This is a genomic window from Ignavibacteriales bacterium, from assembly GCA_026390795.1.
In the GTDB taxonomy this organism is placed as follows: domain Bacteria; phylum Bacteroidota; class Ignavibacteria; order Ignavibacteriales; family Melioribacteraceae; genus Fen-1258.
The window spans coordinates 181385-195458 of sequence record JAPLFG010000005.1 but is presented as its reverse complement, the minus strand read 5'-3'; the positions used below and the strand labels follow the sequence as shown (position 1 = coordinate 195458).

At 36.5% G+C, this 14074-nt stretch carries 10 protein-coding genes; 7 read left to right on the top strand and 3 right to left on the bottom strand.

Annotated elements, in window-relative coordinates; translation table 11 throughout:
* Nucleotides 1-21 precede the first annotated feature (21 nt).
* Genes ileS through NTX65_16865 form a run of 4 tightly spaced genes read left to right on the top strand, consistent with a single transcriptional unit; the run spans nucleotide 22 to nucleotide 5521 of the window.
* Complete coding sequence (gene ileS, locus NTX65_16880) at nucleotides 22-3219, top strand: isoleucine--tRNA ligase (GenBank protein MCX6171011.1); 3198 nt, start codon at nucleotides 22-24, stop codon at nucleotides 3217-3219.
* A gap of 12 nt (nucleotides 3220-3231) precedes the next feature.
* A complete protein-coding gene (locus NTX65_16875; protein MCX6171010.1) occupies nucleotides 3232-3849 on the top strand; it encodes a conjugal transfer protein TraR in 618 nt (205 codons plus the stop codon).
* A 30-nt stretch (nucleotides 3850-3879) separates the two neighbouring features.
* Complete coding sequence (gene lspA / locus NTX65_16870; GenBank protein MCX6171009.1) at nucleotides 3880-4572, top strand: signal peptidase II; 693 nt, start codon at nucleotides 3880-3882, stop codon at nucleotides 4570-4572.
* A gap of 16 nt (nucleotides 4573-4588) precedes the next feature.
* Nucleotides 4589-5521: an RluA family pseudouridine synthase gene (locus tag NTX65_16865; GenBank protein MCX6171008.1), complete on the top strand. Its 933-nt coding sequence runs from the start codon at nucleotides 4589-4591 to the stop codon at nucleotides 5519-5521.
* A 50-nt stretch (nucleotides 5522-5571) separates the two neighbouring features.
* On the opposite strand, the gene hydF is transcribed toward NTX65_16865, so the two are convergent.
* From hydF to NTX65_16850, 3 genes are all read right to left on the bottom strand, one after another.
* Nucleotides 5572-6792 (bottom strand): [FeFe] hydrogenase H-cluster maturation GTPase HydF, encoded by a 1221-nt coding sequence (hydF, locus tag NTX65_16860; GenBank protein ID MCX6171007.1) that lies wholly within the window; start codon nucleotides 6790-6792, stop codon nucleotides 5572-5574.
* Nucleotides 6785-8194, bottom strand: coding sequence for an aspartate ammonia-lyase (locus tag NTX65_16855; GenBank protein MCX6171006.1), 1410 nt, complete (start codon nucleotides 8192-8194; stop codon nucleotides 6785-6787). The genes hydF and NTX65_16855 overlap by 8 nt, the downstream gene beginning before the upstream one ends.
* 119 nt (nucleotides 8195-8313) lie before the next feature.
* On the bottom strand, nucleotides 8314-10425 hold the full coding sequence (locus NTX65_16850) for a multiheme c-type cytochrome (protein MCX6171005.1): 2112 nt from the start codon (nucleotides 10423-10425) through the stop codon (nucleotides 8314-8316).
* Nucleotides 10426-10654: 229 nt separating this feature from the next.
* Between NTX65_16850 and cysS the strand changes: the two genes are divergently transcribed.
* The 3 genes from cysS (at nucleotide 10655) to NTX65_16835 (ending at nucleotide 14055) form a co-directional block, all read left to right on the top strand.
* Nucleotides 10655-12064 (top strand): cysteine--tRNA ligase, encoded by a 1410-nt coding sequence (cysS, locus tag NTX65_16845; GenBank protein ID MCX6171004.1) that lies wholly within the window; start codon nucleotides 10655-10657, stop codon nucleotides 12062-12064.
* Between the two features lie 93 nt (nucleotides 12065-12157).
* The gene (locus tag NTX65_16840; protein ID MCX6171003.1) at nucleotides 12158-12928 is read left to right on the top strand and encodes a hypothetical protein; all 771 of its coding nucleotides are present in this window, start codon (nucleotides 12158-12160) and stop codon (nucleotides 12926-12928) included.
* A gap of 140 nt (nucleotides 12929-13068) precedes the next feature.
* Complete coding sequence (locus tag NTX65_16835) at nucleotides 13069-14055, top strand: hypothetical protein (GenBank protein ID MCX6171002.1); 987 nt, start codon at nucleotides 13069-13071, stop codon at nucleotides 14053-14055.
* The last annotated feature ends 19 nt before the right edge of the window (nucleotides 14056-14074 follow it).

Sequence of the window (14074 nt, the reverse complement as noted above, 5' to 3'; positions counted from 1 at the left end):
AATCAATTTATAGAGTAAAAAATGTTTAAGCAGTTTGATGAAAAAATAAATTATCCAAAGATTGAAAAGGATGTTCTCAAATTCTGGGAAGAAAATCAGATTTTTGAAAAAAGTATTTCCTCACGTCCAAAATCAAAAACATTTACATTTTATGAAGGACCGCCAACTGTAAACGGACGCCCCGGTATCCATCACGTGATGGCAAGAACGCTTAAAGATTTAGTGTGCCGCTATAAAACTTTAAAGGGATATCAAGTTCACCGTAAAGCCGGCTGGGATACTCACGGACTTCCGGTTGAGATAGCTATCGAAAAAGAACTTGGCTTCGCGCAAAAATCCGATATTGAAAAATATGGAGTCGGCGCGTTCAATAAAAAAGCAAAAGACTTGGTTTACCATCACATTGAAATGAAAGAAGGATGGCGCACTCTTACTGAACGAATGGGCTACTGGATTAATCTAGACGACCCGTACATTACTTGTACAAACGAGTACATTGAATCTGTCTGGTGGGCACTCTCCGAATATTTCAAAAAAGGTCTTATTTATAAAGGATTCAAAATCGTTCCGCAATGTCCTCACTGCGAAACTCCACTCTCTTCACACGAACTTGCTCTTGGTTATGCCGATGTTCACGATCCCAGCGTATATGTAAAATTCAAATTGAAAGATGAAGACGCATCAATTCTTGTTTGGACTACTACACCATGGACATTGATTTCAAATGTCGCTCTAGCTGTTGGTCCCCAGATTGATTACGTAAAGATTAAAACTGAAAAGCATGGAGTAATGTATCTTGCGGAAGCGCGGCTTTCAGTCATAAAAGAAGAATACGAACTACTTTCAAAATTGAAAGGTGAAGAACTTCTTGACAAAAATTACGAACCGCTCTATTCGTATGTACCGGTAGATAAACGCGCTTGGTATATAATTCCGGGTGAATTTGTTAGTACGGAAGACGGTTCTGGTGTTGTACATATTGCACCGGCATTTGGCGCGGATGACTATGAAGTTTCTAAAAAATTTAATTTACCATTCGTTCAGCCGGTCACAAAGAGCGGAAGATTTACGGACGAAGTAAAAGATTTTGCCGGTCGTCTTGTCAAAACTATTAAATTTGAAGACCGCGAAGAGAAAGGCGTTGATCCGGATATTATCCGCAATTTGAAAGAACGAAATCTTATTTATAAAGCGGGCAATGATTATCTTCATTCATATCCGCACTGTTGGCGATGTGACAATCCATTAATTTATTATGCCCGTGACAGCTGGTATATCCGTACAACAGATGTTGCTAAACGAATGATCGAACTCAACAGTACAATCAATTGGTGTCCTCCGGAAGTAGGTTCCGGACGTTTTGGAAATTGGCTTGAAGAAAATAAAGACTGGGCGTTATCAAGAGATCGATATTGGGGAACGCCGCTTCCAATCTGGCTGAATGATGATGGTGAAATGTTTGTTATCGGTTCTATCGCAGAATTGAAAGAAGGATTTATTGAACGTGACGGGAAACGAATTTCAGTTAAAGATTTACCCTCAGAAGAAATTGATTTACACAAACCGTTTGTTGATGATGTTAAATTTGAGCGTGACGGAAAAATTTTCAAACGGACTCCGGAACTGATTGATGTTTGGTTTGACAGCGGGGCAATGCCGTTTGCGCAATATCATTATCCATTTGAGAACCAGGAATACTTTAAAGAAAATTTTCCGGCTGATTTTATTTGTGAAGGAATTGATCAAACGCGCGGATGGTTTTATACTCTTCACGCAATAAGTACTATGCTGTTCGACAAGGTAGCTTTCAAGAATTTAATTGTCAATGAATTGATCCTTGACAAACAAGGGCTCAAAATGTCGAAGAGCCGCAGTAATACTGTGGATCCATTTATTCTATTTGATAAATATGGAGTTGATGCTACTCGCTGGTACTTAATCACAACAAGTCCTCCGTGGAAACCGACTCTCTTTGATGAAGATGGAATTGCGGAGGTTCAGAGAAAATTCTTTGGAACTTTGGTAAACACGTATAACTTTTTTGTCCTTTATGCCAACATCGACAAATTTGATTTTTCTGAAAAACCGATTGCCTATAAAGACAGACTGGAAATTGACCGTTGGATCATTTCCAAATTAAATTCGCTGGTTAAAGAATATGATGAGCTAATGGCTAACTATGACGTAACTAAAGCGGCACGTCTGGTTTCAAGTTTTACAATTGATCAGCTTTCCAACTGGTATGTTCGAAGAAGCAGAAGACGTTTCTGGAAATCCGAAATGAATGACAGCAAAATTTCTGCATACCAAACTTTGTATGAATGTTTAGTTACTATCGCAAAATTGACTTCGCCGTTTGCACCGTTTATATCCGAGGAGTTATACCAGAATTTAAATCTTGCCACAAAAAATGAGAAGTATGAATCTGTTCACCTTGCAGATTATCCCGCTACAACATATTTTGAACCGGAACTGGAAGAAAAGATGGATGTTGCACAGCGGGTTGTATTCTTAACTCGATCCATTCGTGCAAAAAATAATTTAAAAGTACGGCAGCCCCTTTTGAAAATGATGATTGCGGTTGATAAATCTAAAAGAGAATCACTTCAAAAAATGAGTGAAGTTATTTTGGAAGAAGTGAATATCAAAGAATTGATTGTTCTTGAAGATGATTCGGCAATTGTGAATAAATCCGCAAAACCGAATTTCAAAGTTGTGGGACCGAAATATGGCAAACTAGTTAAACAACTTACGAATGCGATAAAAGAATTGGATAAAAATGCTGTGCTTACACTTGAAAAAATCGGCGAATATGAACTTTTAATAGATAGTCAAAGTGTAAAAATTTCTCGTGAGGATGTTGAAATTGTTAGTCACGAAATTGAAGGCTGGATTGTTGAAAGTGAAGAAGGTGTAACAGTAGCAATTGATACCGAACTTAATGAAGATTTAATTGCGGAAGGCTATGCTCGTGAATTTGTTAACCGCGTTCAGAATCTAAGAAAAGATGCAGGCTTTGATGTTGTAGACCGCATCATTGTTTCATTTACTAGCGAACAAAAAATGATTGATTACGTTTATAAGTTTTCTGAGTATATTTCCAGAGAAGTCCTTGCAGATTCTCTTAAACATGAAAGTCTTGTCGATGGACCTAAACAAGAGTTTAAAATTGGCGATTATGATTGTACAATTGCAGTTGCTAAAGTAACAATATTGTAAATGGAGGCACTAATGGCAAAAAAACCTGTAAAAAAAATAATTAAAAAAACTGCTGCTAAAAGCAAGACAACTAAAAAAGTGGTGAGTAAACCAAAAAAAATTAGTAAGCCGAAGAGTTTAAAACCAAAGTTGAAAACAACTGCTAAAAAAAATGTAAAAGTTGTAAAGATTTCAAAATCGCGCAAACATGTAGAAGTTATTTCTCCAACTAAAAAAGTTAAAAAGATTCAAGGTTATTCAAAGAAAGAACTGGATGAGTTCAAGAAAATCATTCTTGATAAGCGAAATGAAATTATAGAACAACTCCAAGCATTAAAAGATCAGATGATGGATACGTCGACGGGTCAGTATGTAAATGAAAATTCTCCTTATTCATTGCATATGGCTGAGCAGGGAACCGACGCTATGGAGCGAGAAAAACTTTATTTATGGGCTCAGCGTGAGAATAAATTTCTCGGCTATCTCGATGACGCACTTCAGAGAATTGATAACGGAACTTACGGCATTTGTATAGAATGTATTGATGAACCGCAGCATTTATGCCCGACATGCCCATTGGTTCCTAAAGACCGTCTTGCTGCAGTTCCTCATACTCAGCACTGTCTTCAAGTAAAACAAAACATGAAATAATTTATACTAATTCAGATTTGAGAGAAAATATTGAGAGTACTATTCGCAACACTTTTTATTGTCATCACTGATCAATTAACAAAATTTTTGGTGAAAGGCGGTACAATTCCTTTATTGAATATTAGAGCAGAAGGAATGCAGTATGGGCAAAGCATAAAGGTTTTCGGTGATTTTTTTAAACTGACTTTTGTGGAGAATCCCGGAATTGCTTTTGGAATTGATGTCAATGAATCTTCAAAATTAGTTTTATCAATTTTTACTTTAATTGCGAGCATAGGAATATTCTACTATTTATGGAAATCACGTGAGCAGAAACTTATTGTTAGATTAGCATTAGCATTCATACTTGGCGGGGCTATTGGAAATTTGATCGATAGAACTTTTTATGGAGTATTTTACGGTTACGAAAGATTGTTTTACGGTCACGTAGTTGATTTTTTTAATATGGACTTTTTCGACTTCACAATATTTGGCCGGACTTACGAACGGTGGCCAATATTTAATATCGCGGATGCTTCAGTATCAATTGGTGTAGTGCTGCTTCTTTTCTTCCATAAATCACCTGTCGAGAAAAGTATTGAAGGTTCAGACACTGTTGTGTTGACGGAAGAATCAGTTGAAGATAAATCAGCAAAACAAACCGAAGCTATAGAAACGGAAATATCAAATTCTTCTTTGAGTGATGATGGCAAAGATAGTAACAGAGAAGAAAATAAGAGTTGAAGTTTCGGAGGGAAAGATGAAAGAACGTATAGATGTTTTTCTTGCCAATTCTGTTGAAAACGCAACAAGATCCCGAATACAAAAACTTATCAAAGCAAATTGTGTTACTGTTAATGGTCATCTGATAAAACCCAATTATATAATTTGCCCAAATGATGTAATCGAATTAGTTATTCCAACCTCTCCGCGTCCTGATGAAACTGAAGCTGAAGATATTCCTCTCAATATTGTGTATGAGGATGAATATCTTTTAGTAGTCAATAAAGCTGCCGGGATGGTCGCTCACCCCTCGTTTGGCAATTATACCGGTACTCTTGTCAATGCACTTCTCCATCATACAAATAAATTAAGTGAGTCAGATTCTCCTGGCCGACCGGGAATTGTTCACCGCATTGATAAAGAAACTAGTGGGTTATTAATTGTTGCAAAAGACGAATGGACGCACGCAAAACTTGCCAAACAATTTTTTGATCATACAATAGACCGTGAATATTGGGCTGTCTGCTGGGGAATATTTAAACAGAGTAAGGGAGAAGTTATTGGAAATATTGCCCGTTCTGTTAAAGACAGAAAAATTTTCTCCGTAAGTGAAACCGAAGGAAGACATGCTCACACATTTTATGAAGTTATCGAAGAGTTTGAATTCGCATCGTTGCTCAAATTAAAATTGAAAACCGGCAGAACACATCAAATTCGTGTTCATATGTCGCATATAAAACATCCAATCTTTGGGGATCCGACGTATGGCGGAAGAGTAATTGTCTATGGTTCTGCCTTGCCAAAGATGAAATCACGGATTGATAATTTATTAAAGATAATGCAGCGTCAGGCACTTCACGCAAAAACGCTCGGCTTCATCCATCCGCATACAAAAGAGAAAATATTTTTGGATTCTGAGTTACCGGAAGATTTTGAATTGCTTCTTAAGAAGTTGAGAAACAATCAATAATCGCTTGCAAATTTTTAAATCTCTTCACAAGAATAAATTAGTAGAATAAATCATTTCAATTTTTCCCACGCTGTTATTGCCTCACTAAATGGCAGCAAAGCACGCGGTATTGCGCCATGCATGTAGGAAATAGCTACGCCATAATTTACAATCGGTACACCAACAAGTTTAGCCTGCTTTATTCTAACTTGCATTGCTTTACGAGTTAACATACATCCGCCGCAATGGACAATCAATTTATAATCGGAAAGATTATCGGGGTAATCGTGCCCGTTCACGACGTCAATTGTCAAATCCTTTTTTGTATGAAGTCTTAACCATCGGGGAATTTTTATTTTTCCAATATCGTCTTCTTGCGCATGATGAGAACATGCTTCAGCTATTAAAACTTTATCTCCGTTTTTTAACTCGTCAATTCGTTTTAATCCTCGCACATACTCCGGTAAATCGCCTTTATAACGTGCCATCAAAATAGAAAAGGTCGTAAGAGGAATTTCATCCGGTACGTCTGCATTTACACGCATAATTGCCTGGCTATCTGTTACAACTAATTTTGGCGGGTGAGATAATGAGTTGAGTGCAGCACGTAATTCTTTATCTTTTGTAACAATTACAATCGCATCATCATCCAGCGCTTCACGTATTGTTTGAACTTGCGGCAGAATGAGCCGTCCTTTTGGAGCCCCGAGATCAATAGGTACAACAAGAATAACTATGTCATGCTGTTTTATCAAATCTCCAATGAGAGTACGTTCATCATCAAATGGGAGAAGTTTAGAGATCTTTTCCTTTAATTCGAATATTCCGTCTCCTGTTGAACATGAAACTGAATGATGCTGAATATTTAATGTGTTTAATTCTTCAATTAAATCAAAATTAATTCCTAATTCCGATTTATTAATTACTGCAATAAATGGAAGTTCTAATTTTTCTATTTGTTCGATCAGATTTTTTTCTTGAGCAGAGAGTTTATCTTGTGAGTCTAATACAAGTAGAGCAAAGTCGGATTCCGAAATAATTTTTACAGTTTTGCTTATTCGTTTTTCTCCTAGTTCTCCAACGTCGTCAATGCCGGCAGTATCAATTAAAACCACTGGACCAAACGGCAGCAATTCCATTGCCTTTTTTACAGGATCAGTTGTCGTGCCGGGTGTTTCGCTAACGATTACCAAATCTTGTCCGATAAATTTATTCACTAAGGAGGATTTACCTACATTGCGTTTACCAATAAAAGCAATGTGTGTTCTTTCAGATTGCGTTACTTTACTCAATGTTAATTCCTAATTCTTTCGAAATAATGTTGAACAATTCTCCTTCATCAAGCAATTTGCTTTTCATGAGTGCCTTGATAAACGGGACTTTATTTTCGTAAGCATATTTTACTAATTCTTGGATTGTTTCGTATCCAAATGTAGAGATGAGCGATGCGGCGATTGCGGATGAATTAATAAGATTCATTTTACATCGTTCTACATTTGCGGTAATGCCTTCTATGCATTTCTCTGCCATGTTAATGTTTGAATCTCTTAGCATTGTTAATGATTTTAGAAACGTATGGGCAATCATTGGTCCAAATGCATTTAATTCAAGATTACCTGAGGAAACCAAATTAGAAATTATTACATCATTTCCTTTTACTAGTTCTGCAATTTGAATTGCGTTTTCCAAAATTACCGGGTTTACTTTACCAGGCATTATGCTTGAGCCGGATTGCTTTGGAGGAAGATTAATTTCACTTATTCCTCCATTTGGACCGCTGGATAAGAAACGTAAATCATTACAAATCTTTATGATTGATGTAGCACCGGCTTTAACAAGACCGTGTACTTCAACAAAAACGTCTAAGTTTTGTGTTGAATCAATCAGATCTTCTCCCTTTGCAATGGGGAGCTTGGTAATTTTTTTCAGAATGTTGTTAACATTCATTACATACTCGTTCGTAGCCGAAACGGAATTGCCCACTGCTGTGCCGCCAAGGTTTACAGATCTCAATCTTTCCTCAGCATTATAAAGACGCCATCTATCGCGCGCCATGGCTTGTGCATAAGCGCCGAATTCCTGCCCTAATGTGATTGGCACCGCATCTTGAAACTGAGTTCTTCCCAGCTTCAAAACACTTTTGAATTCTTCTTCTTTCTTTTGAAATGCATTCTGCAATCTTGCAAAAGAGTCTGCCAGCTCTCTCAGCAAGGTAATTGACGCAATTCTAAGGGCTGTGGGAAATGTATCGTTGGTGGATTGACTCAAGTTCACGTCATCTAGTGGATCAATGGATGAATACTCACCATATTCTTTCCTCATAATTTTCAACGCAGTATTAGCAATAACTTCATTAACATTCATATTCAATGAAGTACCTGCACCACCTTGGTAAGGATCAACAATTATTTTTTCATAGATCGAATCGAAATTCCCCTTAATGCATTCATCTGTTTCAATTATTAATTCATGTATGGCTTCTTCAATTGCGTCATGTTTTTCTTTAAATAGTAATCCGCATTTATAATTTGTTTCTGCAGCAGCAAGTTTTACCTGGAAAAATGCTTTTATCATATGTGCGTTTATTCGTTCGCCGGATTTAGGAAAATTATTTAGGCTTCTTAACGAATGAATACCGTAAAGAGCTTCCTCCTGGATTTCTAAATCTCCTAATGAATCTTTTTCAATTCTCAATTTTCCCTCATTATTAAATTTTGATTAACAAATATATCAAAAATTGAATTTTGGATGCTCTGCAGAAAATAAAAAACCCCGCTATTGCGGGGTTTTGAAAAGTACAAATCAACTTAGAATTATTTTACAAGAAGCATTTTGTTAACTTTTACAAAATTGCCTGCTTCAATTCTATAAAGATAAATACCGGAAGCCATATTCTTAGCTGTCCATTCTACGTTGTGTGTTCCAGCAACTAAATCACTATTAACAAGAGTTTCAACTTCTCTACCAATAGCATCATAAATTGTTAATTTAACATGGCCGCTATTTGGTAAAGCAAACTTAATGTTTGTTGTTGGATTGAATGGATTTGGATAATTCTGATAAACAACATATTGAGTTGGAACAGTTTCTTCTTTTTCAACTGCAGTTGCAATACCTAAAGATTTCATAGCTCCTAACAATGCAGAAACAACATATTTTGGATTGTGAATACCACCGCTCTTATCTTCTTGAGCTGTAGTAGCATTCCAAAAAGCTTTCAATTGTGTTGTTGTCCAGCTTGAACTTGGTGTAGCCATAGCACCAGTTGATGTTTTTGGCATTTGAGCAAAGATTTTAGCAATCATACCAGCTACTTCATCTTGCAATCCTTGAATTGTTCCGTTGTTATCAAGATCGCCTGTACCATTGTAGAAGAATTTAACTTCACTAAAACTTGTACCGAAAGTCGAACCGTGGCATTGAGCACAAGCTTCCATATTATCCTGATCTGGAATTCTTCTTCCATCAGCATCAAGTAAGAAAAGTCCATCCGGGCCTTTCTTATGGGTACTCATGCTGAATGAGTGACCACCCCACTGCATTACGGTAGTACCAATAACAGCATTACCGCTATACATATGGCATCTTACGCATGCGTCAACTGTGGCGCCTTTATGATTACTTACTCCTAATTTAACTCCGCCTAATTCTAACATATTATTTGATAACAAAATGTCGCCTTGTGGACCATGATGTGGACCAAAACGGCTAGTGATTGATGAAGCCAATGCTTGGGTGGCTTCTGTTCTTGAAATGTGGCAGTTAAGACACATTGTTCCCATCCCGGCTTCTGCAACGGTTTTCTTTATTGGGCTGGTTGGGGTAGTAGCATTAGCGGTAAGTATATATGCATCAACTTTTCTCAATTGGAATTCATTTTTTGAACTATGAGGATCGTGGCAAGCTGCACATGTTATAGGTGTATAAGAAGCATCGAAATAAGGATCAGTTGTTGGAACGCCATCTGCATATTGAGCAAATCCTTTTCCAGTATGGCATTGAACGCAAGCTTCGCGTCCTGGGCCGCTTTCATTTACTGCAATTGCATGGTAAGAACCATTAAATTGTTCTGGGAAGATGTGGTGTGTTCCAGAATCATGGCAATATGCGCAAACAGCTGCATCGAAAGTTGCAACCATTCTTGAATCTGATGTGTCTCCAAGATGTCCGCTAGCAGGTCCATGACAAGTCTCGCATTGAATATTAGCTCTCTGTGCTGCTGCTGGAAATGCCGCAACTACTTTATCGTAACCACCTGCACCGAGAACAGTTGGGAAAGTAAATGTCTGATCGTCAAAACCATCGTTTATAGCTGTTGGATTTGCATCATAACCTGTTGTATGGCAACTAATGCAACTTGCAGAATAGTGATCTGCCGGACCGCTGAGGCCAGGTGTTCCATTCATTGCTCTTGTGAACATGGTTGCATGATTTGTTCCTTCCCAATCTGCAACTTTATCAGAGTGACAAGTTTTACATTGTAGTTTAGTGTCAACTCCATTAATTACTGTATTATAAACACCTACATACTTAGCCGCATTTATTGTAACTGATCCTGTGTAAGCTCCATCAGTAAAAGTTATTTCATAAATTCCCTGTTTGTCAGGTGTAAAAGTAATTACTTGAGTAGAATCATTTTTTAGATCTTTTACTGCACCGATTGCAGATTTTGAACCAGGGGCTATACGTGTTAATGTCCATGTTGGTGTTGTAAAATGTTTACCTGTAAAAGAAGCTTCAAAATAACATAGTGTTCCAATGCCGACATTAGTTAAGCCAGAATAAGGATAAGTATAAATATCAGTTGCTGAAACTGCTACACCGCGTGCTGTTACTCCGTACGGTGTAACGGTGAGTGTCTGTGCAAAAAGCGAAGTGCTCACCAATGCTAAAATAAAGACTAAAGTTGTAAATCTTCGGAACATATAATTCCTCCATTAATTAGATTTTTTTTGAGTTTATTTCTTTCTTCATAGATAAAAAGAGTTTTATCTTTTTTATTCTTTTTACACATTTAATATAAAAAGAATAATAAAGATGTCAAAGTCTTTTTGATTTTTTTTAACAATTAATTAGATATTCGACTAAATATAATAAAAGTTGAATAACCCCCTCCCGATTCGTATATTTTCGCCCAAATTAAAAGAAAAGAATATGCAGATTTATAACACATTTTCTAGAAAAAAGGAAGAATTTCTCCCCTTAAACCCACCTTTGGTCACAATGTATATGTGTGGACCTACAGTTTATAACTATTTCCATATTGGTAATGCTAGGTCCTTCATAATGGCAGATATAGTTCGCAGATATCTCGAGTCCAAAGGGTTTGATGTTAAATTTATAATGAATTTAACAGATGTTGACGATAACATTATTAAGAAATCAATTGAAGAAAAACGACCTGCTTCCGAAGTCTCTCAATTTTATACGAATGCTTTTTTTGAAGATATCCAAAAACTAAAAATTAAAACTGCAACTAATTACCCTAAAGCAACTATGCATGTTCAGGATATGATTAACGTAATCATTGAATTAGAAAAGAAAGGTATTGCATATAATGTTGATGGAAATGTGTTTTATGATATCTCAAAATTTCCAGGTTACGGAAAACTGAGCGGTAAAAAAACAGATGAGCTTGAATCAGGTGCCAGAGTGGAAATTAATGAGGCTAAAAGAAATCCTCTTGATTTTTCATTGTGGAAGAAAGCAAAAGATGGAGAACCTTCTTGGGAGAGTCCCTGGGGAAATGGAAGACCAGGCTGGCACATTGAATGCACTGCAATGAGTACCAAACATTTAGGTAAATCGATTGATATTCATGCCGGCGGGAATGATCTAATATTTCCTCATCACGAAAATGAGATAGCCCAAAGTGAAGCATGCTTCGGACAAAAATTTGTAAAGTACTGGATGCATTTTGGATTTTTGAATATTCAGAATGAGAAAATGTCTAAATCATTAGGTAATTTTTTTACTGCACGAGATGTACTAACAAAATATTCGGCTGAGACAATACGTTTGTTTTTTGCTCAAACGCATTACGGCGGCCCTCTAAATTTTAGTGATGAATTATTAAATTCAGCCAAAAAAGGTTGTGAAAAAATTTCGAATTTGACAGAATTAACTGATAATCAGATTCAGAATAATTCCCAAGAGGGTATAATACCGGAATTCGATTTTCAACATTATAGCAATGAATTTATAAGTGTAATGGATGATGATTTCAACACACCAAAGGCAGTTGCGGTAATCTTTGACTTCATACGAGCAATTAATACAATTATTTCGGAAAATGAAAAAATAAATGTTCAATTCTATCATCAAGTAAAATCATATTTAAAAGAAACAGCTGGCAGTGTACTTGGTATTGTTGACTTAAATGAGGTACACACTAATTCTAATTTATCTCTTGAAAACGATTTAATTGAATTATTAATTAAAGTGCGTGATACATTAAAAAAAGAAAAACAATTCTCTTTAGCAGATCAAGTAAGAGACGGTTTGAGTAAGATGGGAATAATTCTGAAAGACACAAAAAATGGTGTAACCTTTAAAAGGAATTAAGTAAGATATAGTTTATTCGAATAGACAAGAATTAATCTGCAGAATTAGAAATATATTTTTACTTTACAATTAGGAATAACAGCGGAAATCAAAATGAGAAATAAAATTATACTTTTATCACTCTTTCTCTTTACAAGTATATTAAGTGCCCAGGGAACTGGTGGAACTAATGCTAAGTTTGAATACCGAAGCCTAATAGATTTACCAACCGCTGGAGTGTTGTCAAAAGGATTTGCAGGTGTTTCTCTAGATATCTTACCATTCGGAGTTGTAATAACAAAAATTGAAGTTGGTGTTTTCGATGGATTTAGTTTTGGTATTTCTTACGGCGGAAGTAATATTATTGGTACTGGTTCAGTGGATTGGTATAAATTACCAGCAATTAATATCAGAGCAAGAATAATTGATGAAAGTGAAACTCTTCCTGCAATAACTGTTGGTTTTGATTCGCAGGGAAAAGGAATTTATAATAGAGATTTGGAGAGATACCAAATCAAATCTCCCGGGTTTTTTGCAGCAGCATCGAAAAATTTTATTTTCTTCGGATATCTTAGTCTTCATGGAGTTGTTAACTACTCATTGGAAAGACAGGATGGAGATAAGGATTTGAATTTGGGGATTGGTTTCGAAAAAACAATTGGTGATAAAGTTTCTTTCGTTACGGAGTATGATTTTGCGGCAAATGATAATACAGGCGCATCATTAGGGAAGGGCAATGGTTATTTAAATTTAGGGCTGAGATGGTCGGTTGGCGATGGACTAACACTTGGATTAGATTTAAGAGATATTTTAGAGAATAAACGATTAATGGGTAGTAGTGCTGATCGTGGTATTTTTGTCGAATATGTAAAAGCTCTCTTTTAAGTAAGTATTGTATTAATTCGGATACATAATAGTTCACAGTAATATACAATCCATAATTTTTCCATTTCTTTTTGCATTTCTTTTCAACTATAGTTAGGTATAATTTTTGTACAAGAGAACAAAACGGTAAAGGTGATACCATGAAAACATTAATTCGTTTATTAGTTATACTTCCGTTATTAAGTCTAGGCGGATGTTATACTCAGTTTGCAATGCGTGATTACGATCATCGTAACCCACAGGATGATTCAAAAGTTGATCAGTACGCATACGAAGATGAAGATGTACAAGCAGATTCAACGGATAACTACGAAGAAGACCAAAATTACGAGGATTCCGACTATAACAACTACGGTTATAGACGATATCTTTTCGACTATTATCCTTCATTGGCATTTTCAATGGGTTGGGGCTGGGGATTTGATCTGTTGAACAGAGATCATTATTTCTATGGATTATATGGTCAAGGTTATTATGGCGGTTATGCAGGTTACTACTGGCCATGGTATTATAGAAATTACGGTTACTATTCTCCTTACTACAATAATTACTATAATAATTACTATCCATATGGATATGGTAATTATGGGCAAGGAATCTATAAGTACAGAACTTATTCTGCTTTAAGAACGCGTGGGAATGATAGTGAAAGAGGAAATGGCGGCCGATATGGATCTGGAAGCAGAGGTGACCGTTCAAGAGCATCTAACGGGTACGTAAGACCAACCGGAGGCGATAAAGCTCAAGATGTTGACCTCGGAAGAACTCGAGTATCCAGGGGCACGGATACCAAGAATGATGGAACAAGAGTTTCTAAAGGAACACCTAGAACTTCGAACAATAGAGGAACCGGCAGCAGCAGTACAAGAACTAGGGATAAAAGCGGATCCCGGGCAACCGATAATTCATCTAACCGTGGAAGAGAAAGAACGAGCAGTGATAGAGGTTCATCCGGTTCCAATAATTCTACAAGAGAAAGACAAGCACCATCATATACACCAAGAGGAGAATCTAGCAGAGCTCCTTCTTACAGCCCGCCGCCATCTTCATCTAGTTCTAATAGCGGAAGAAGTTCAAGCGGCTCGGATAGAGGTTCAAGCTCAAGCGGTTCAGAAAGAAAGAGATAACTCATATGCAACTTTTAAA